The organism is Luteolibacter yonseiensis (assembly GCF_016595465.1).
Taxonomy (GTDB): domain Bacteria; phylum Verrucomicrobiota; class Verrucomicrobiia; order Verrucomicrobiales; family Akkermansiaceae; genus Luteolibacter; species Luteolibacter yonseiensis.
Genome location: NZ_JAENIK010000011.1, coordinates 638991 through 659870, shown reverse-complemented (window position 1 = coordinate 659870; position 20880 = coordinate 638991). Strand labels below are relative to the sequence as shown.

The window sequence follows — 20880 nt, the reverse complement described above, 5'->3', positions numbered from 1 at the left end:
GGGACGGGAGTAGGCGGCGGGCGCGTAACCCGCAAGAGTTGAAACAGGTAAGGGGCCAGAAATTGTGATTTTCTCCCAAATAATTTTAATTATCCCCATGCGCGGGAGCAGGGAGGAAAGCGGTCAGGAGCCCCCTGATGAATTCTTTTCGCCCATTCCCGACCGCAGCAGGAACAAGCCATGCCTAGGAACAACAGGCGGGCTTTTAGGAAAAGCGGAGTTTCAACATCATTCACTTTATCAGCGCTTCCTTGCTTTCAGCAAGCCTGCATATCCAGACAATCCGTTGCTCATTATTATTGATCAGCCAGTTGGAGCGGGTTTTTGATTTTTGCAAATGACCCCCCTTCATTTTCTCCCCATCGCCTCCATCCCCGCCGTCCGACCCGTATTCATGATCGTGACGGGTGTTTTTCTCATGATCATCGCTTGGCGGCTCGCTAAAAACGCGCCTTCCCGGACCGCAGGCTGCATCAGGACCGGCGCTTTGTTGCTCGGACTCGGCTACGTGGTGCTGCTGCCGCTTTACGAGGCTGGAAAAATCGAGACGTATTCCGCCGCGAAAAAAACCTACGTGGGTAGCGAGGAGACCGCCCTCTCATGGCACTGCTTGAAACTGGCGGTGATGAACAGCGGCTGGTTGGTTTTCGGACTCGGCGTGGCCATGCACGCGAAGGTGTTCTCCCCAGCCATTCTCCGGAAACCCGCCACCGCCCCCCTCGCGCCTCATGAGTCCGTTGCTTGAAGCCATTTTGGAAAAGAGCCTGTTGTTCGACTCCATGGGACTGCTCGGCCTGGTTCTCCTCCTGGCCGCGGCGCTCAAGCTCGCCCGTGTCCACCGCTCATGGGGGAGCACGGTGCTGGCGCTGGGCGCGGCCTCGCTGCTCTGCGTGAGGCTCTACTTCCTGCTCGCGCCCCACTTTATGAATGACGATCTCCTGCTCGCCATCGGACCTCTGGGCATCAGCCTGACCATCGCCCTGCCACCGTTGATGCTCACCTTCGGCCTCGGAGGCATCGTCTGGGGCCTGTGGGGACACGAACGCCTGCTCGACGCACGGACCCGGCGCTGATCCGTCATGGAAAATTTACCATAGTCGAAAGGTGGCATCGGTGCTACCTCTCCCGCGGATGTTTGAAGTCAGACAAAAGCCCGACATGGTCGAGCGCGCCTTGCTGGTGCGCTTTTACTTTGATGCCCGCGAGGCAACGGAATCCGAATCACTGCTCGAAGAACTCGGAGAACTGGTGAAAACCCTCGGCGTCGAGGTGATCGATTCCGTGCTCTGCCGCAGCCGGGAAATGCACAAGAAATTCCTCTGTGGCGCCGGGAAGGCGGAAGAAATGGCAGCCCTCGCCCGGGCCCATGAATGCGACGTCATCATCATCGACAACGGGCTGGCCCCTTCCCAGCAGCGCGAGTGGGAAAAACTCGCAGACCTCTGTGTGATCGACCGCGAGGAGGTGATTCTCGACATTTTCGCCAAGCGCGCCCAGTCCAAGGAAGCCCGCCTGCAGGTGGAGCTCGCCCGCATGCAATACGCCCTGCCCCGCCTGGCGAGAATGTGGGGCCACCTTGACCGGGAATCCGCGGGATCCGGCGGCGGCGCGGGGGGAGGTGCCTCGCGCGGCATGGGTGAGAAGCAGATCGAGGTGGACCGCCGCCTCGCCTATCAGGTGATCGACCGTGCGAAGCGCGAGATCGAAGCCGTCCGCAAGCAGCGGAAGACCCAGCGCAAGGAGCGCGAGAAATTCGGCACGCCGCATGCCGCCATCGTCGGATATACGAACGCGGGGAAATCCTCCCTCCTGAACAAACTCAGCGGTGCGGACGTCATGGCGAAGGACATGCTCTTCGCCACGCTCGACACCACCACCCGCCGCATCGAGCTTCCGGACGGCCAGCCTCTGCTCATCACCGACACGGTGGGATTCGTAAGAAACCTGCCTCACCGTCTGGTCGAGGCGTTCAAGGCGACGCTCGAAGAAGCCGCCCTGGCGGATTTCCTCATCCACGTGCTTGATGCGACATCGCCGGAGATCGAGCGGTTCCACGACACCACTCTGGAAGTCCTCGCGGAACTGGGCGCGGCGGACAAACAGACCATCACCATTCTCAACAAAATCGACTGCGTCACCGACCCGTTCGAGCTGATTTCCCTGGAAAAGAAATTCCCGGGCGCGCTCCATGTGTCCGCACACACGGGACAGGGCCTCGAGGAATTGCTCGGATACTGCTCGCAAGTCCTGGCCGATCGGGTCCACGAACAGGAATACCGCATCCCGCAGCAACGGGCGGATCTCGTCAGCCTGCTCCATCGCGAGGCCAAGGTGCTCTCGACCGAATATGAGAATGACGACATCATCGTCATCGCCGTTGTTCCCGCCGCCATCGCCGGCAGACTTGAATCATTCGCCACCAGCCCCGCGTAACTCCCCCTTCCGCTCCACCTCCATGCTCCGTTTCGTCACTCCTCTTTTCCTTTCCCTCGTCACGCTTGTCTCCGCCCAGCAGCCCGTGCTGGTGACTCCTCCCGTCCCGGCGGCACCGGTGCCGGCACCCGCCAGACCCGTGCTCCGCGCCCTGCCGCTCGGTGGCGACGACGACATCAATTCCAAGCCACTGCCCGCCGACATCGGCGAGGGCGGCCAGGCGGTTGTTCCGGCCCAGCCCGCTCCCGCTCCGGTCAAGCCGGCGCTTCCACCGGCCCCGCAGGCGACTCCCATCGAAACGGTTTCGCCCCCCTCTCCGATCAACATCAAGCCCGTCGGCGATGATGCCGTGCGGCTGCAGATTTTCCTTGATGAGGCGAAGTTCGGTCCCGGCATCATCGACGGACGTCCCGGCCAATTCACCGACCTTGCCGTCCAATCCTGGAACGAGGTCCAAGGACACCCGCTCACCGACTGGACCGGGGTGAACACCGCCGCCCGCAAGGCCGTGCCCCACCCCTTCGCGGTGGCGCTGGTGCCGGAGTTTTCGAAAGACTGGGTGGATCCCTCCCTGCCTGCGACGGACCGCGCGAAACAAGCGCTCAAGAAGCGCATGTCATATCGCAGCACCGCGGAGTTTATGGCGGAGCGCTACCACTGTGACATCCCCTATCTCATCACCCTGAACAGCGCGAAAAAAATCAACAATCTCAAGCCGCGCGACAGCATCGTGGTCCCCAATGTGACGCCGTTCCAGGTCGAGGCCCTCACCGAAACGGGCTTCAAGGAAGACCCGGCGCTCAGCCTGCGGCACGCCGTGGTAGACACCAAGATCAACCAGGTCCGCATCTTCGAGTCGGCTCCTCCCGCGCTCGCCGTTCCCGAACCGGGCACCGTCGCCGTCAACACCGTCCGTGCGAACCGTGGTCTCGTCGCCTCCTTCCCGATCACTCCCGGCAAGCCGAAGTTCATCAAGTTCGGCACCTGGGAACTCCGCAACATGGTGCAGCTCCCCTGGTGGCGCTATGACAAATCCCTGCTCGAGACCGGCAAACGCAGCAGCGAGGCCCTCAACATTCCCGCCGGTCCGAACAGTCCCGTCGGAGTCATCTGGTGCGGCACCAGCAAGTCCGGCATCGGCATGCACGGCACCTCGGACCCGGAAACCATCGGCCGCGCCCGCAGCGCCGGTTGCATCCGGCTGGCGAACTGGGATGCCATCCGCCTGCCCACCCTCCTCCGCCCCGGTGCGACGGTGGAAATCCGGTAAGAGACGCCTCTTCTCCGACGTTCAATGTCCGGGCGTCCGTCGTCCGCTGTTTTCCGTCCCTGATCCACGATTCCGACGATGAAAGTCCTCCCGCGTCTCATCCTGCTGGCCGCCGCCGGCTACCTCATCGCGGACGGGTTTGTTTTCAAGGGGCCGGTGAGCCGTTGGGCGGGTTCCATCATCTCGCCTGCGTCCGCTCCCCTGGCCGCCCGCGTCGACGGCCATCCCATTACCATCAGCCAACTGGACCGGGCCTTGGCGGAGTCGCTCTGGCTTGACGGAAAAACCCCGGCGTCCCTCAAACCGGAAGAGCTCAAGGCAGCCAGAGAGACGGCGCTCCAGGAACTCATCGACCACGAACTGCTCCGTCTCCAGGTCAAGGCGCTGGCCGCGCAACTTCCCGTCACCCCTGAGGAGATCAACGAACGCCTCCGCCGCTTGGTCGGCCGCTTCGAGACCAAGGGAGCTCTCGAAACGGCGATGAAAACCCAGGGCATCCCGAGCGAGCAGGACCTCCGCGACCGGCTCGCCGCACGCATCCGGCAGGAAAAATTCCTCGCACTCAGGCTGGCACCTTCCAGCCGCGTCACCGATGAGGAAGCCCGGGAATGGTTCGAGCGGAACCAGGCCGCGGTCGCCCTGCCGGAACGCATCGATGCCCGCCACATCTTCATCCCCACTCTCGATCACCCGCCGGAGGAGGCGAAGCAGAAACTCGACGCGGCACTCGTCGAACTCACCGAAAAGAAAAAGGATTTCGCCACCCTCGCGAGGGAACTCAGCGAAGATCCCGCCACCAAAGAAAACGGTGGCGCGCTCGGTTGGATGACGGCGTCCCGCCTGCCCGAAGATTTCTCGGTCCCGGCCTTCTCACTGGAAGTGAACAAGCCAACCCTGTTCCGCACCAAACTGGGCTGGCATCTCGTCGAAGTGACGGCCCGCCAACCCGCCGGGCCGCGCACCTTCGAGCAGGCAAAACCCGAGATCCTCAACGCTCTGGCTGCGTTGAAAAGCCGTCAGGCCACGGAGGAAATCCGGAGCTCGTTGCGCAAAAGCGGCTCGGGAAAAATCGAGGTCTTTTAGTTGCCGGACCATTCGACCTCCACGAGGAAAATCCCGCCTTCGTCCAACCTGGCTTTCACCTTGCCACCCAGCAAGCCGACACAGGCACGGACAATCGACAACCCCAACCCCGAGTGCGCCTCTTCCTGGTGGCTTGGATTCTTGCGCCAGAACCGCTCGAACAACTTGTCCAGGTCGCGGCCATTCAAGTCCGGAGCCGGATTTGAGATCCTCAGCATGTCCGGAGACGCATCCAGCGAGATCACACTTCCGGCGGGAGCGTGAGATACCGCGTTTCCCAACAAATTCTGCAGCACGGTGGTCCACAGCACCACGTCCGTCCGGAATACTCCTGGCCGGGTCCGCGGCCGGATGGTCAGGTTTTTCGCAGTTGCCGCACCGGACAAGCGCTCCAGGACAGCCTCGACGCCCACTTGGATATCCACCTCCACAAGCTCGACCGCCTGGCTCCCCGCATCCGTCCGCGCGAGCAGGGAAAGTTTTTCCAGCAACGCCTCGAGCTCATCCGCGACTTTCACGATTTCCCCGCACCTTTCCGGGGTCGCCTGATCCGGCCATGTGGCTCCCAGTTCCGCCATCATCCGCAGTTCGGCCAGCGGCGTCCTCAATTCATGGGCCGCATGGCTGCTGAAGCGCCGCTCCCGCTCGAAAGAAGATTCCATCCGCCCCAACCATTCGTTCAGGCTTTCCCCCAAGGGCACCAGTTCTTCCGGCTGGCCGGCAAGATCCAGCCTCCGTTCCAGCCGGGTCACCGGAATCTCCCTCACCTGCCGGCCCAGACTCTCCAAAGGACGCAGTCCGCGTGCGAGCACCATCCAGAGCAGCGGCACCGTCAGCACCAGCACCAGCGCGCTCACCCCCGCGATGACGCTGCCGAGCACCCACAGGTCATCCAGCAGGCCCTGCGTGGGCCCGGCGACGATCAGCCATAAATCCTGGTATTCCCTCTTGTCGTCATCCTTCGGCACGAACCGCTGCACATAAAACCGAGCGGGCCGCCCGTCGGTCAGATGATCGGATACCATGCGCGCCCCGCCATCCTGCGGCACCGGGAACTCCGGCATGAGAGTCCTTCCCGGCAGGGCCAGCGATGGGGAAAGGACCATCACCGATCCATCTCCCCGCCGGATCTCGAAATAGTCCTCGCCTCCGGAACCGAAGCCCGCGAAGTCCTGCACGGTGAGATCGATCTCAAACTCCTCGTCGTCGATTTCCGTCGCCGTGATCAGGGCGGTCGCTTTCGCCACAAGCGTGTCGTCGAACTGATCCTCCAGAACTTCCTTGGTCACGAAGAATGTTCCCAATCCCCCTGCGAGGAGCAGCAGGCACATGGAGATGCCCAAGGCCACCGTAAGCTGGACGCGCAAGGATTTCATGGTGTTTCCAAAACATAGCCCAGCCCGCGGCGGGTGGCGATGAGCGGCGGCGTCCCGGGCGGGCAAAGCTTCCGCCGCAAGGCATAGACGGCGGCGTCCACCGCGTTGCTCAGCGGGCCATCCGCCTCGGAATACAACCGCGCCTCGATCTGTTCCCGCGAAAGGACCTGCCCGGGCCTCCGCGCGAGGAGTTCCAGAAGCGAGAATTCCCGCGCGGTGAGAACGATCTCGCTTCCGTCCCGGAAAACCGTCTTGCGGCTCGTGTCGATCTCCAAGGGGCCGATCCTGCGGCGCGAATCGGCCTGTCCGTGCTGGCGGCGGGCGAGCACCTCGAGACGGGCGGCCAGTTCGGCCAGTGCGAAGGGTTTCGTCAGGTAATCATCCGCCCCCTCCGTCAAGCCTCGCACCTTTTCCTCCGTGGCATCCAGCGCGGTGAGCACGAGGACGGGCGTGAGGATGCCGTCGCGGCGCAGGTCCCTCAATACCGACAACCCGTCCTTTCCGGGCAGCATGCGATCCAGGACGATGGCGTCATATTCAGTGCGCCTCGCCATCCATTCGCCGTCCTCTCCATTTTCCGCGGAGTCCACCGCATGTCCCATGCGCGCCAGCGCCTGGCAAAGCGTGGCGTTCAGGCGCCGGGCGTCTTCTATGAGCAGCAATCTCATCGCGTCGGAACAGTGGAGCCGGAGACGGCGGCTGTCCACCTCCGGCGGGGGGAAGTGTCAGTCATCCGCCTCTTCCTTTTCGCTGAGAACGGCACCTGACGGATCCAGCAGAAGATCCACGTCCGGCATCCGCTTGCGTTCGATTTCGATGCGATAGCGCACGACCTTTCCCACGGTCTCCCTTTCCACGTCGTCCAGGGTGCCGCCGGCGGCTTTCCCGTCCACCACCGCACGAACCGCTTCCGGCAGTTCGTCCGCGGTGATTTCCTCGCTCATCTTCACCAGCGTGCCATCCGGAGAAACATGGAGCCGGAGCTCGCGCTTGTCCGGCAGGTCGATCTCCACCACATAAAGCATCCTGCCCTGGATGTCGTAGGATTTGGCTTCATCCACCTTTCCCTGGCGGCCGTACTGCCGGACGGTCTCCTGAACCGGCGCGGGACATTCATCCAGCCTGATCTCACCCGCCGGCACATGACCCGCGAGAGCGAGGAAAACACATGATCCAATGATCGGTTTCATTTTCGTGAGGGGTGGTTGGTTGTCGTTTCAGTTTCCTTTTTCCAACTTGCGTTCCAGAACCTTTCCGTTCTTCGACAGCAGGAATTCATAATCCCTCTCTTGGGGGCGATCGATCTCCACCCGGAAGCGGACCGACTTGCCGGAAATCTCGCGATCGATGTCATCAATCCTCCAGCCGTTCTTGAGCAGCTTCCTGATGGAATTCCGCACGGCGGCGGGACACCCGGCAAGACTCACATCCTCCGTGCTGAAAACCACATGCCCGGCCGGAGTGAGGTGGTAGGTGATGTCCCTGCCGCCAGGTCCGTCCACATCCACCACATAGCGGGTGACGCCTTTCTTGTTCACGCGGTCGATTTCGTCCAGCCTTCCTCCGCCGAGTTTCGCGGCGATGGTGATCTGCACGCCCGGCGGGCAGTCCTTCAGCCGGACTTCCTTCGCCTGTGCCGCGAAAGTGGTGGATACGATCGTGAGTAATAGGAATGCTTTCATCATTGATAGGGGTTGGTGATGACGCAAGCTAACCACCCAAGATGATGCCAGGATGAGGAACCCCGGCCTATTTCCGGAATTCCCGCATCCGGCGGAAAGCAACACGCGGCCCCGACGCCCGTCACTCGGATCGCACGTCGTACCAGAACTTGTCCGCCACCTGGCGGTCGTTGCCACGGAAAACCTTCCTGACAAAGGCGGGGTTCCGGAAAAGATACCAGTCTCCGAACTGGTCGAACTTCCGGCACGAGGTGACAAGCGGCGCACGCCAGAGCGTTCCCCATCCGAGTCCGGATTTCCTACCGTGGGCCTTGAGACGGCGGGCGAAGTCCACATCCTCCACGGACACGAACCGGGTGTCGAAACCACCGATTTTGTCGAAGTCCCGCTTGTGGCACCAGAACATGCCGAAACTCACACCGGTGAAGGCGAGGTAGGGCAGGATGGAAACCGCACTCGCGATGATGCCGGGCGACCACCTCTCCGGCAACACCATGGCACCGCCGCCAACGGTTTTCCCGGCACACAGGATACGGAGGATCTCACGGAAACTTTCGGGGTGCATGCGGCTGTCCGCATCGCAGGTGACGATGATCTCCCCGGTGGCCGCTGCCGCTCCGGCATTGCGGATGACAGAGAGATTCTTCGCATCCTCCCGGACAATGACGCAGCCATGGGCGCGTGCGATTTCCTCGGTCGCGTCCGTGCAGCGGTTCAGGACGACGATGGTTTCCACTCCGGCGTCCAGCCCGAGGGCGGCATCCCGGGCCGCTTCAAGGCAGCCGGTGATGAACGCGGCTTCATTATGCGCCGGAATGATGAGGGAAATGCGGGGTTTCATGAAGGGAACGGTGGAGACGGGGAATATGATCTACGAATGGAATTTTTCCACCCCACGATCATTCATCCGATCCGGTTTCATTGATCGTCTTCCTTTTCCTTCCCGGTCTCTTCTCCGCCAAGCAGTCCGCCGAGAATGCCCGTGACATCGCGCACGGCTTTCGTTCCCTCCTTGAGGATCTTCGTTCCGGCCTCGACAGATTTGACAGGAGCCTCTCCAAGCATGGATTGGGTGAACTTGATCACCTTCTCCCCCGTCTCGGGAATCTGCTCGAACATTCTCATACCGGCGGCGGTCATGAGACGGTCGGAAAGATCCTCCTTCGGATCGTCCAGCGTTCCCGTGATGTGGAGCGGTGCCCAAAGCAGTCCCCTCTCGCCAGCGATAAAAACCAGAGTTTCCGCGCCCGGAATGGTGGCAAGCGTGCCGGGGGCGAGACCAAGTCGGAAAAGGCCGTCGATCTCCCGGCCACGGATGGTCATGCCTCCCTCCAGCCGGACCAGTCCTTCGCTGGAGAGCACCAGCTTGGAAAGGGTGAGTTCTCCCTTTTTCCACCGCCAGTCGGTGCGGGCTTCCTGCAGGGTGAGCACGCGGAAACGGCGGGTGTCCGCGTAGGCGGCGAGCGTGTCGAGCAAGGGCAGTGCCGTGACGACGGCATTGTTGATCGTGAGCGTGCCATGGGCCTGCGGAGCTCCGGATGGATTGTCGAGGGTGAAGTCCGAGACCACATTCCCGGTCAGGCGTTTCGCCCAGTCGGGTCCGAAAACCTCGTCGGTTTGAATGCCTGTGACGCTCCCTTGCATGGCGAAGCGGCGGGTGTGGATGTCGTATTCCCCGGTTCCCTCCACCCGGCCGTTTTCCCACGCCCCGACCAATGCGTCCGTAAGAAAAACCTGCCCGCCCTGATAGCGCGCCTTCACATGCTCCAGCCGCAGTTCGGGAACAATGGCGAAGGGCAGCTTCACCCTGCCTCCATCGATCCTCGCGCGGTAGGCACCATTTCCGCCCGTCCGCTCCGCGCTGAACCGCATTCCGGTGGCGGTCACCAGACCTTCCTCCAACAAGGCCTTCACCGACAAACCGCCCACATCCACGCCCTGCAGCTCCGCATCCCGCGGGAACCAACCCGGGCGTGCCGACGGCTTTTCCGATTTTCGCTCCTCCTTCGCGACCGTTTCCTCATCCAGCTTCCTCCGAGCGTCGATCGACACGTCCAGCCGCTTCACCCTCGATCCATTGATCTCCCAGACCCCGCGCCCCACCCCGCCAAGCCCGATCTCGGTGTGCAGATCATCCGCCCGCACCTCGCTGACCAGGCCATCTCCGGTCGCCTCAAACAAATCCGTGTCCACCGCCAGCCCCTGCCAACGGAATGGGGCGAACCCGCCGGTAACGCCCGCGACCTTGCCCGCCTCGGCCGAAAGGAATTTCCGGAACGCGTCACTGTGCAGATAACTCCGTATCACCGCATAGCCGGCCCCCAGCCCCACCACACCGGCCACGAGCAGCCCGACCGCAGCCTTGCCCAACCAACGCTTCTCCCCGCCACCATTCCGTCGTCTCGATCTCCGGCTCATTTTTGTGGATGCTAGCTACGCCCCGCTCCACCGCAAGCTCACGAAAAAATCGGATTTCCCGGAAAAAACCTGATGCGATCCGGCTGCCGAATCGCGCAACAAGGGTGACCCGTTTGGGAAAATTTCATGGGCAATCCACCAAATTCGTGGTTGTTCTTCTCATCCTCCGCCATGAAACGCCGCCATTTCCTCTCCACCACGTCCGCCGCCATCGCTGCGGCAGCGCTTTCCGGTTGCAACAAGAGCGATCTGCCGGTGCTCCGTATCTACACATGGGCGGACTATCTCGCACCGGAGCTCGCGGCGAAGTTCGAGAAGGAAAACGGCTGCAAGATCCAGATCGACACCTTCGATTCGAACGAGGCGATGCATGCCAAACTCTCCGCCGGCGCCACCGGCTACGACATTCTCACGCCCTCGTCCTACATGGTGAAAACCCTGGTCAGGGAAAAAATCCTGAGTCCTCTCGACCATTCGAAGCTTCCCAACATCCAGCACGTGGACGCGGACTACCTCAAGCGCGCGCTTGATCCCGGCATGGCGCATTCCGTGCCCTACATGATGGCCTGCACCTGCCTTGCCTGGCTCGGCAGCAAGGTCAGCGACCCCGTGGCCTCCTACGCCATGCTCGACCGGGCGGACCTCAAGGGACGCATCACGCTGCTGGACGACATGCGCGAAGTACTCGGCGCGGCACTCCGCTCGCTCGGATTCCCCCTGAACTCCAAAGATCCCGCACAGCTCGCGCAGGCGCGCGACATCGTGATCCGCTGGAAGAAGAACATCGCGAAGTTCGACAACGAGCAATACAAGTCCGGCATCGCCTCGGGTGAGTTCCACCTTGTGCAAGGCTACGCGGGCGACCTGCTGCAGGTGGCCGAGGAGAATGGCGACATCGTCGTGAAGATCCCTAAGGAAGGATCCGCGTTTTCCTGCGACGACCTCTGCATCCCGGTGAAATCGGAGAAACAGGAGCTCGCCCACAAGTTCATCAACTTCGTGACCGATCCGGCCAACGCCGTGGTGAACATGAATTTCATCGCCTTCCGAGCTCCGAACAGCTCCGCCTACAAGCTCCTCAGCGAGGATTTCCGTGGCAATGAGGCGCTTTTCCCTGCCCCGGAGGTGTTCGCGAAATGCGAACCCATCGATGATCTCGGCGACGCGCTTTCCCTGTGGTCCAAGACCTGGGACGAGGTGAAAGCGGCCGGCTAGAATATGATAACCCATTGACCGCTCAAGCATCGGCCAGCCAAATAAAGGTAGCCAATTGTGAAGATTTCGTCACAATTGGTCGAGGAATTTTCTCCCTACCTCAAAAAGCCGGTCATGCGATTTCTTTCATCACTCACCCCCCTCCTCTGCGCCTTCACCTCATTGTCAGCGGCTCCCGTCATCACGGAGTTCTGCGCCAGCAACCAGACCGGTCTTGAGGATGAGGATGGCAAACATTCCGACTGGATCGAGATCCACAATCCGGACGCCACCCCTGCGGACCTTACCGGCTGGTATCTCACCGACAACGCCGGAGCAAAAACGAAATGGCAGTTTCCCTCAACGACCCTGGCCCCGAATGCCTATCTGGTCGTCTTCGCCTCAAGCAACAACCGCCGCATACCCGGTTCCCCGCTGCATACGAATTTCGCGCTCGGCGCGGGAGGCGAGTACCTCGGCCTCATCAAGCCGGACGGCGTCACCGTGATTTCGGAATACGCCCCCAGCTTCCCGGCGCAATTCGGAGACATAAGCTACGGCATTCCCTCGAACCTTTCGACCACCTCGCTCATCACGTCCACGGCGACCTGCCAATGGAAGGTCCCGAGCTCGGCATCCGACCCCGGGTCCACGTGGAAAGACATCTCCTTCAACACCACCGGCTGGACGACCGCCACCATGGGCATCGGTTATGACCGGAACACTTCCGGAGTGAACTATCTGCCCCTCATCGGCACGAACGGCAACACCGATTCGGCGATGACCTCGGCTGGCAATCCCTCTTGTTATGTCCGGATCCCCTTCACCGTGCCTTCGGGCACCACGGTCACCGGTCTGAAGCTCCGCATGAAATACGATGACGGATATGCGGTCTGGCTGAACGGCCAGCCCCTGCTCGCGAATTCCGTCGAATTGAAACGCAACGCTCCCGCCACCTTGAATTGGAACAGCGGTGCCACGGCCAAACACGATGATCCGGTCGCCGTGGTCTTCGAGGAAGTGAATGTCAGTGAAAACATCCCGAACCTTCAGGAGGGCGCGAACGTGCTTTCCATCCAATCCCTCAACGAAAGCACCAGTTCCGGAGACCATCTGTTGAATTTGGAGCTCCAGGCGGACACAACGGTCTCCGGCCCCGCCATGGCTCCCGGTTATTTCGCAACGGCCACTCCGGGTTCCCGCAACTCCGGTCCCTCAGGTCTGGTCATCCCCCAGCCGGTGACCTTCAGCCGCCCTTCCGGCACTTCCGCCGCCACCTTCAATCTCACCCTCGGCGGTGCGCTCGCCGGGCAGGTCATCCGATACACGCTGGATGGCACCGTGCCGACAGCTTCATCCACCCAGTATTCCGCTCCTTTCGCCATCTCCAGCAGCAGGCTCGTCCGTGCCCGCATCTTTGACACGGCGACAGGCGCTGTTGGATTCACCTATTCCGCCCAATATGAGCTGCTGGCCACGGATCTTTCCAGCTACGGTTCCACCGCGGCGGTGTTCCAATCCTCCCTGCCCATCGTGGTTCTGAACAACAACGGGAAGGGCGAGCTCGGAAATGACAACGTCGAAAAACCCACCCGTATCCAGATTTTCGACCGGGCAGCATCCGGCTATTCCTCGCTCGCAGGCGCTCCCACCCAGACACTCACCGCCGGGGTGAAACTCCGTGGCCGCAGTTCGGCGAGTTTCCCGAAAAAATCCTATGGCATCGAGGTGCAGAACGAGAGTGGCGATGGCATGGATGCTTCCATTCTCGGAATGCCCGCAGGCGAGGATTGGGCCCTCATCGGTGGTTGGAGCTTCGACCGCGCCTTCATGCGGAACGCATTTATTTACGAACTCAGCCGCCAGGCGGGACGCTGGGCACCGCGGACCCGCCTCGTCGAAGTTTACTTCAACCAGGATGGCGACAGTCTTGAATACACGGACTACCGCGGCGTTTATGTTCTCTGCGAAACCATCCGCAACGCCCCGGACCGTGTTGACATCGCCAAACTCGAAACCGCGGACACCACAGAACCGAATATCAGCGGTGGCTATATTTTCAAAGTGGACCCTGCCGAGGCGGATGAGTTTTCATGGTACACCACCCGGGGCCTGCCGAACAACGATGGTTGCAAACTGGTCATCCACCGTCCGAAACTCGCATCGCTCGACACATCGCAGTCCGCTTACCTGCAGAACTATTTCCAACAGTTTGAAAACGCGGTCGCCAGCGAGGCGGCCGCCAACTTCACCACCCGGAACTACCGCAACTACATCGACTCGGCAGCCTGGGCGGACCACAACCTCTTCTCCACCTTCACCAAAAATGTGGATGGCCTCCGTCTCAGCGCCTATTTTCATAAGGACCGTAACGAGAAAATAGCCGCCGGCCCCGTCTGGGACTTCGATCGCTCCGTCAACAATACCGATACCGGGGACAACCGCGACGCCGATCCAACCGGCTGGCGGGGCACGGGTGACGCCACCTACTATTTCAACTACTCATGGTGGCAGTGGCTTTTCCAGGACGTCGAATTCCGCCAAGTCTACGTCGACCGCTGGCACGCGATGCGGAAAGGTCCTCTCGCCACCGAGAATGTGAACGCCGTGCTGGACGGATATCTCGCGGAGTTCAAACCAGCCGACGCCGAGAATCCGGCCATGCGTGACTACAGGAAGTGGTATGGCTCGCTCACGTCGAATGACATCATCTTCGAGACCAACGCCATGAAAACATGGCTCTCAGCCCGCGCGGCATGGATCGACGGCCAGTTGGCGGGACTGCCCACGATATCACGAGCCTCGGGACCTGTCGCGGCGGGGCTCGCCACGACGATCACCGTCCCGGCGGGCACCACGGTTTATTACACCACCGACGGCACCGACCCTCGTGCGGTCGGCGGCGGAATCCGCCCCGGCGTGCCATCCCTGACGTCCAGCGGCCAAATCACCATTCCAGCCTCCATGCGCCTCATCGCCCGGGCCTACCGCACCGGCTCCTACGCCACTCCCGCAACCAACTGGAGCGGCGTGGCGGAGGCGACCTACCTGGTGGATGAAACCTACGCCACCGCCGCCACCCTGGAGGTCAGCGCGGTGAACTACCACCCGCTGGAACCGACGGCTGCCGAAACCACCGCCATTCCCGGCGTGACGGATTCGGATTTCGAGTGGATCGAGCTGAAAAACATCTCCGCCGCACCCGTCAATCTGGAGGGGATCTCCTTCGTCAAGGACGCGCCGGTCTCTTCTTTCAGCCTTCCGGCCTACTCGCTCGCGCCGGGACAACGCGCGGTCATTGCGAAAAACCTCGCAGCCTTCCAACTCCGCTATGGCGCCACAGCTGCCTCAAAGGTGGCGGCCACCTGGTCCGGCTACCGCTCTCTCGACAACGGAGGCGCGGAAATCACCATCCTCGACCGCAGCGGTGCGACTCTCGCCGACCTTGAATTCGACGACGAAGGTGATTGGCCGACGCGTGCGGACGGCACCGGCAGCTCGCTCGTTTATATCGGCGGCGGCTACAACAACCCGCTTTCATGGAAATCCAGCACCGCCGTGCATGGTACGCCCGGTGCGGGGGATTCCACCCGCGGTTCCGCCGTCATCAATGAAATCGTGGCCAGCCGGACGTCCGCGCCGGACGCCATCGAGCTATACAATTCGGGCGGCTCCAATGTGGACATCAGCGGCTGGTATCTCAGCAACAGCGTGGATGCGGCGACGGAAACCAGCTACCGCCAGTTCCGCATTCCGAACGGCACCCAGCTCGCCCCGGGCGGCTATGCGGTTTTCAATGCCAGCGATTTCGATCCCACACCGGCGGAACTCGATACCGACATCGTGCTGGATGGAGCGCGGGGGGGAACCACCTGGTTGATCTCCGCAGACCCCACGAGCGGCAAATTGCTGAATTTCGAACAGAAGGAAGACTACTCCCCCACCCTGGTGAACGTCTCCCAAGGCCGCTCTCCCAACGGCACCGGTGGAATCGTCCCACTGGGTTCCGTCACCTTGGCGGCCGCGAATTCCGCACCGCGCATCGGCAGCGTCCAGGTCAGCGAGATCCACTACCACCCCTCGGGTGCGACGCCTGAGTTCGTGGAAATTTCCAATACGGGAACAGGTCCGGAACCCCTCGGCGGCTGGACACTGCGTGGAGATGTCGATTTCGACTTCCCCGTCGGTTTCACGCTGGCTCCGGCGGAGGCCATCGTCGTCGTCTCCTTCGATCCCGCTCTCTCTCCATCGCTCGCCAGCTCCTTCCGCTCGCAATATGGAGTGGCGGCGGGAGTGCGCCTCGTCGGACCGTGGTCATCGGGCGACACCCTTTCAAATACCGCAGGCACCGCCCGCCTCAGACGGCGTGTTCCTCCTCCGGCACAGGATTCCGGCCATGTCGGCCTGATGATCGAGGATGAGGTGAATTATCTCTCCACCGCCCCCTGGCCTACCGGAGCGTCCGGCACCGGCTCCTCCATCCGCCGCCTTGGAATCTTCCGCCAAGCGAACGACCCGACCGCGTGGGTAAGCCAGATTCCGAATCCGGGCGGTGGCGTCGGCGGCTATCTGGCGTGGAAAATCGAAAACTTCACCACACCTGCCGATGGGGAAGCTTCGCTTGATGCCGACTCGGACGGACTCACCAACCTCGTGGAGTATCTCTTGGGAACGAATCCCAACACACCGAACAATCTCGCAGGGACCGTTCAAGACAATGCCGGATCCCCGCGCTTCGTGCTCGACTACACGCTCCGCCTTGATCGGGACGACGCAACACTCACCGCGCAACAGACCGGCGACCTCACCACCTGGTCACCCGCCACAAACGACGCACCGGTTTCCAGCAATGGCATCACCGAGCAACGCCGCGCGTGGCTGCCTGTGGAGGACAAGGGATTTCTCCGCCTGAGAGCCATGGGCAAATAACCCCGCTCCAGATGACCGGGACCGGAACGTGGAACGTTCCGGTCTCGGGCTTTTCTGAATACCCTCAGAACCAGCGGCCACCCCACTGCTGATCCGCCGTCTCCCCATGCCTCACGGAAGGCCCGCTCATGTCTTTCCACCACGTCGGTCCCTTCCTGCTCATTGAAATAGCGGGTCGCGGACCAGGAACGCAGGTGGGACAGGAAATCATCCACCGTCCACATGACCGACATCTCAAAAGCAGGGGCGTCTATCTTTTGGAATGGTGGTTCGACGTCGCGATAGCCGTTGTGCAGGATCGAGCTCCGTTCCGGCCAATGGGGGGCGATTTCCTGCTTCAGCTTTTCCAGCACCAGATCCACGCCAGGACAAACCCGCGGCCAGTTGTAACCCCAGAAGGCAAGGACGCCATCCGGTTTCAACACACGGGCCGCCTCCCGCCAAAAACGCGGCAGGTCGAACCAATGGATCGCCTGCGCCACGACGAGCAGATCCAGGGAATCTGGCTCGATCCCTGATTCCTCCGCCGCCGCCTGCCGGTAGGAAACCTGCGGATGACCCGCAGCCAGGGTCAACAACTCCGCGCTGATGTCGGTGGCGATCACCTCTTCGAAAAACCGGGCGAGATCCAACGACGCCTGGCCGGAACCACACGCACAGTCCCAGGCAAGCTTTCGCTCCCCACACCGGTTGGCGAGAAATTGGTACAACTCGTCCGGGTAGCCCATCCTTCCCCTTACATACTGCTTCGCGATTTTTGAGAAATGATCGTCCACGTTTTCACACAGGATGGTCCGGCAGGACCCGGACCGCCATGAAAATGGAAGGACCGTGAACCTTTCCGGCAAAAAAACACCCCGTCACCTTGCGGTGACGGGGCGTCTTGAAGAGGGTGGATGGAAAATCAGGCGGAGGCGGAGGCCTTGGTGCGGCGGAGTTCGCGCATCAGGCTGCGGGTTTCATCCTGCCAGGCGTTGAGCACCTCGCGCGAGAGCTGGACGCGGTCGGCGACGGATTTTTCAAGTTCGTGATAGTTCGCCGAGAGCTTTTCAACAAGCTCGTGCATGGCGTCCGCCGCGCGATGGGCGGGCGAGTGATGTGGATGCTCCCGCATTTCGGCGAGGTGCTTCTGGGCCTTCCGGCGGGCCTCGCCCATTTCGGCTAGCAGGATGCGGCCGTCCGGCACACGGCGGAGACCGTCGACCAAACCGAGCTTGGAGAGCGTCCAGATGGTCCACTTGCTCGGATCCCACTGCCATGGCTTCACGCCGTTGCGGTAGTCATGCTGGAATTCGTGGTGATAGTTGTGATAGCCCTCGCCGAAGGTGAGGAACGCCATGATCGCGCTGTCACGCGCGCTGTGGGTGGTGGAGTAAGGCTGGCGGCCGACGGTGTGGCAGAGCGAGTTGATGAAGAAGGTGCAATGCTGGGCGACAACGATACGGGCGATGCCGGGGATGAGGAAACCGCCAAGCGCGCCCATCCAGGGATCAAGGCCTTGCGAGGCGTTCCATGCATACCCAAGCGCGGTCGGAATGACGATCCCTACGACGAGACCGATCCAGTGCACATAATCGTGCTGGAGCATCACCCACTTGTCCTTGCGGAGGTCCGCGACGTTGTCCATCGGAGGCTCGGGATTGAGCTTGAAGAGCAGCCAGCCGATATGGGCCCAGAAGAAGCCTTTGGAAATATCATAAGGATCCTCGTCATGATCGACGTGCTTGTGATGGCGGCGGTGGTCCGAGGCCCAGTTCAAACAGGAGTTTTCGAACGCACAGGCCCCGAAAATGAGGGTGAAGAGCCTGACGGGCAGTTTCGCCTTGAAGGACAGGTGAGAGAACAGGCGGTGGTAGCCGACGGTGATGCTCATCATTGTCGCGGTGACATAGAAGAAGAACATCGCGAACTGGAACCAATCCAGGCCAACCTTGAAGAGGTAGATGGGAACGCCGACGAGGGCGATGAGGGCGGTGCCGATGAGAAATGAACTTGTCGTCCAATTCACCCGGTCGAATGGGATTCGATACATGTGATTTTCGTTTTGAGAGCCTCACGCAGCCGGATGTTTAACCGGGCGGTCGTTGCAATCGCACAACAATAGCGGAAGGACGAGGCTCAATACGCGACATCCCCCACCATAGCAAGCCCCCGTTTTTTCAAAAAACCGCCGGGTTCTGTGTTGACAAAACGCGGCGCATCCCGCATCTACCGCGCCCCGAAGAAACTGCGGAACCAAACCAACCAACCAAATATCATCGCATGCGTGGAGTGATCATGAAAAAAGGCGAGCCCGTTGACCGTGCTCTGAAACGCCTCAAGACCAAGCTTGATACCGAGGGCATCCTCGAAGAAATGCGCCGCCGCCGCGCATTTGAGACGCCGACCGAGCGCAAGCAACGCAAGCTTCGTTCCGCATCCAAGCGCAACAAGATCCGTTGGCGCTACTCGAACGCACCGGCAGCCACCGCTGAAACAGCTGAATAATTTTCCAGGTTCCGCAAAAATCGGGAAAAAACGGATGCCCTGCGGCATCCGTTTTTTTATGCCCGGATGCGAACGGGCCGGGCATCCGCGGAAAATCCGCAAAAAATCATTTCTTGCCAACCCTCGTTCCGGCAGGTAAAGGCATGACGTCCATTCTGCAAATTCGCAGAGGGGCGCGCTTCGTCTGGTCTCTTACGCCATGGTCTCAGGAAGTGTTGAATGTGATGGCGTATTAAGAACAGACAAAAATGGACATCTACGTGGGCAACCTGCCCTACTCCGCTACTGAAGAAGACGTTTCAGGCCTCTTCGCCGCTTATGGACCTGTCGAACGGGTTAAAATCATCACCGACCGTGAGACTGGCAGATCCAAGGGGTTTGCTTTCGTCACCCTCGGCGACCAGAGCCAACTGAACGCTTCTATCGAAGCACTCAACGGTTACGACTATCAAGGCCGCGCACTCCGCGTGAATGCCTCCGAGCCGAAAGAATCCAAGCCCGGCGGCTTCCGCTCCGGTGGCGGCGGTGGTGGTGGCTACGGCGGCGAGCGCCGCGGTGGTGGTGGCGGCGGCTACGGTGGTGGCGGCGGTGGCTACGGCGGTGAGCGCCGTGGTGGTGGCGGCGGCGGTTACGGCGGAGATCGTCGTGGCGGCGGTGGCTACAAAGGCGACGGCGGCTACAAGGGCGGCGGCGGCTACAAAGGTGGCGGCGGCGGCGGTTGGGATTGATCCTCCGTTTTCATCATAACTTTTAAAAGCACCCGGTTTTCTTCAGAGGAAACCGGGTGTTTCGTTTCAATCCAGGTAGCACCGCATCACCCGGGGAGTGATCCCGGTGAAAATCTCCCATACGATGGTTTCCCCCTTCGCCGCGATCTCCGTCACCGGAATATTCGGCCCGAAAATTTCCACCTCATCCCCTTCACAAACATCGCCGGCATCCGTGACGTCCACCATCATCTGGTCCATGGTGACCCGGCCGAGGATGGGCAGGCGGCGGCCACGGATCCACACATCCGCCCCTTTTCCCGAAACATGACGGGGGTAGCCGTCGCCATAGCCGATGCCGATGGTGGCCACCCGGGTTTCGCGCCTGGTGACGAACTGGCGCCCGTATGAAACCCCGTGACCTGCGGGCAATGTCCGCACCAGCGTGACCCGGGACTTGAGGGTCATCACGGTGGACAGCCTGGCCTGAAAACCATCCAGCGGGGAGATTCCATAAAGCATCAGGCCCGGCCTGGAAAGATTGCAATCGCCGGCCGAATAGCCGAGCAAACCGGCGCTGTTCGCAAGATGGACCCACTTGAACCGCGACGCACCACCCAGGCTGGCGAGAATGGCGTGAAACTCCTCAAACTGCCGCAGGGTGAAATCACGGTCCTCATCGGCGGATGGCAGATGCGAGCCGAGTCCTTCGATTTCCAAATGTTCCAGTCGCTCCAGCAATGCCAGCGTTTCGGGGAGATTCTCCGCCACAAAGCCTCCGCGTCCCATACCGGTGTCCACCGCAAGATGGACTTTCAGCCTTATGCCCCGTGCGGCGGCAAGGCGGTTGAACTGCCCGGCCTCCTCGATTGAGGATATGCACGGAGTCCACTCCCGGGCGACGATTTCCTCGCGCTCTTCCGCCCATGTCGCTCCAAGCAGGTAAATCCGGGTATCCACCCCCGCATTCCGGATGCGGCGGGCCTCCCCCACATTCGCAACTCCGAAAAACGCGATGTCCTCGGTCGCCAGAGCTCTCGCGATTTCCTCCAAACCGTGCCCATAGGCACCCGCCTTCACCACCGCCATCTGTGCTCCGCCGATGGCTTCACGGGCGACGGACAGGTTTCTCCTCAGGGCACCAAGGTCGATCTCCGCCCATGCGCGCGGCGGAGACACTGGAAAGATTTCGTTCACGCCCACGAAGCTAGCCGTTCCCCTTCCGGAGGCAAGAGCCGCGGGCGATTATGTCCGGCCGTGGAGGCACAAAAAAACCGGGAGGCCACGGTGGGCCTCCCGGC

The 20880-nt window shown here is 61.4% G+C and carries 18 protein-coding genes and 1 pseudogene; 10 read left to right on the top strand and 9 right to left on the bottom strand.

Features of this window, described 5'->3' with window-relative positions:
• Positions 1 to 64 precede the first annotated feature (64 nt).
• The 6 genes from JIN84_RS12545 (at position 65) to JIN84_RS12520 (ending at position 4786) form a co-directional block, all read left to right on the top strand.
• Positions 65 to 328 carry a hypothetical protein gene (locus JIN84_RS12545; protein ID WP_200351382.1) on the top strand — a complete coding sequence of 88 codons (264 nt, stop codon included), beginning with the start codon at positions 65 to 67 and terminating at the stop codon, positions 326 to 328.
• A gap of 9 nt (positions 329 to 337) precedes the next feature.
• Entirely contained in the window at positions 338 to 745 is a 408-nt protein-coding gene (locus JIN84_RS12540) for a hypothetical protein (RefSeq protein WP_200351381.1), read from the top strand.
• Positions 729 to 1073 (top strand): hypothetical protein, encoded by a 345-nt coding sequence (locus JIN84_RS12535; protein ID WP_200351380.1) that lies wholly within the window; start codon positions 729 to 731, stop codon positions 1071 to 1073. Before JIN84_RS12540 ends, JIN84_RS12535 begins: the two co-directional genes overlap by 17 nt.
• Before the next feature lie 58 nt (positions 1074 to 1131).
• Complete coding sequence (gene hflX / locus JIN84_RS12530; RefSeq protein ID WP_200351379.1) at positions 1132 to 2433, top strand: GTPase HflX; 1302 nt, start codon at positions 1132 to 1134, stop codon at positions 2431 to 2433.
• Positions 2434 to 2455: 22 nt separating this feature from the next.
• The gene (locus JIN84_RS12525) at positions 2456 to 3703 is read left to right on the top strand and encodes a L,D-transpeptidase (protein WP_200351378.1); all 1248 of its coding nucleotides are present in this window, start codon (positions 2456 to 2458) and stop codon (positions 3701 to 3703) included.
• Between the two features lie 78 nt (positions 3704 to 3781).
• A complete protein-coding gene (locus JIN84_RS12520) occupies positions 3782 to 4786 on the top strand; it encodes a peptidylprolyl isomerase (RefSeq protein ID WP_200351377.1) in 1005 nt (334 codons plus the stop codon).
• Here the strand turns inward: JIN84_RS12520 and JIN84_RS12515 are convergent.
• From JIN84_RS12515 to JIN84_RS12490, 6 genes are all read right to left on the bottom strand, one after another.
• Positions 4783 to 6162 carry a sensor histidine kinase gene (locus tag JIN84_RS12515; RefSeq protein WP_200351376.1) on the bottom strand — a complete coding sequence of 460 codons (1380 nt, stop codon included), beginning with the start codon at positions 6160 to 6162 and terminating at the stop codon, positions 4783 to 4785. The genes JIN84_RS12520 and JIN84_RS12515 overlap by 4 nt on opposite strands.
• Positions 6159 to 6830: a response regulator transcription factor gene (locus JIN84_RS12510; protein ID WP_200351375.1), complete on the bottom strand. Its 672-nt coding sequence runs from the start codon at positions 6828 to 6830 to the stop codon at positions 6159 to 6161. Before JIN84_RS12510 ends, JIN84_RS12515 begins: the two co-directional genes overlap by 4 nt.
• Positions 6831 to 6887: 57 nt before the next feature.
• Positions 6888 to 7352, bottom strand: a complete 465-nt coding sequence (locus JIN84_RS12505) for a hypothetical protein (RefSeq protein ID WP_200351374.1) — start codon at positions 7350 to 7352, stop codon at positions 6888 to 6890.
• Between the two features lie 27 nt (positions 7353 to 7379).
• Positions 7380 to 7847 carry a hypothetical protein gene (locus JIN84_RS12500; protein WP_234043449.1) on the bottom strand — a complete coding sequence of 156 codons (468 nt, stop codon included), beginning with the start codon at positions 7845 to 7847 and terminating at the stop codon, positions 7380 to 7382.
• A gap of 118 nt (positions 7848 to 7965) precedes the next feature.
• Entirely contained in the window at positions 7966 to 8685 is a 720-nt protein-coding gene (locus JIN84_RS12495; RefSeq protein WP_200351372.1) for a glycosyltransferase, read from the bottom strand.
• A 77-nt stretch (positions 8686 to 8762) separates the two neighbouring features.
• A complete protein-coding gene (locus JIN84_RS12490) occupies positions 8763 to 10262 on the bottom strand; it encodes a translocation/assembly module TamB domain-containing protein (protein ID WP_200351371.1) in 1500 nt (499 codons plus the stop codon).
• Positions 10263 to 10388: 126 nt separating this feature from the next.
• On the opposite strand from JIN84_RS12490, the gene JIN84_RS12485 reads away from it, so the two are divergent.
• Both JIN84_RS12485 and JIN84_RS12480 read left to right on the top strand, forming a co-directional pair.
• Positions 10389 to 11477 (top strand): polyamine ABC transporter substrate-binding protein, encoded by a 1089-nt coding sequence (locus tag JIN84_RS12485; RefSeq protein ID WP_200351370.1) that lies wholly within the window; start codon positions 10389 to 10391, stop codon positions 11475 to 11477.
• Between the two features lie 114 nt (positions 11478 to 11591).
• Positions 11592 to 16385, top strand: coding sequence for a lamin tail domain-containing protein (locus JIN84_RS12480; RefSeq protein ID WP_200351369.1), 4794 nt, complete (start codon positions 11592 to 11594; stop codon positions 16383 to 16385).
• A 404-nt stretch (positions 16386 to 16789) separates the two neighbouring features.
• Here JIN84_RS12480 and JIN84_RS23035 read toward each other — a convergent pair.
• Together JIN84_RS23035 and JIN84_RS12475 are read right to left on the bottom strand one after the other, a co-directional pair.
• Positions 16790 to 17113: pseudogene (locus JIN84_RS23035) on the bottom strand (class I SAM-dependent methyltransferase); the annotation flags it as partial.
• Positions 17114 to 17289: 176 nt separating this feature from the next.
• The gene (locus JIN84_RS12475; RefSeq protein WP_200351368.1) at positions 17290 to 18417 is read right to left on the bottom strand and encodes an acyl-CoA desaturase; all 1128 of its coding nucleotides are present in this window, start codon (positions 18415 to 18417) and stop codon (positions 17290 to 17292) included.
• Between the two features lie 230 nt (positions 18418 to 18647).
• Here JIN84_RS12475 and rpsU point away from each other — a divergent pair, with 230 nt between their 5' ends.
• Complete coding sequence (gene rpsU, locus JIN84_RS12470; RefSeq protein WP_200351367.1) at positions 18648 to 18872, top strand: 30S ribosomal protein S21; 225 nt, start codon at positions 18648 to 18650, stop codon at positions 18870 to 18872.
• 248 nt (positions 18873 to 19120) lie between these two features.
• Positions 19121 to 19600 (top strand): RNA recognition motif domain-containing protein, encoded by a 480-nt coding sequence (locus JIN84_RS12465; protein WP_200351366.1) that lies wholly within the window; start codon positions 19121 to 19123, stop codon positions 19598 to 19600.
• A 66-nt stretch (positions 19601 to 19666) separates the two neighbouring features.
• Here the strand turns inward: JIN84_RS12465 and alr are convergent, their stop codons facing one another.
• Complete coding sequence (alr, locus tag JIN84_RS12460; RefSeq protein ID WP_325099597.1) at positions 19667 to 20776, bottom strand: alanine racemase; 1110 nt, start codon at positions 20774 to 20776, stop codon at positions 19667 to 19669.
• Between the last annotated feature and the right edge of the window lie 104 nt (positions 20777 to 20880).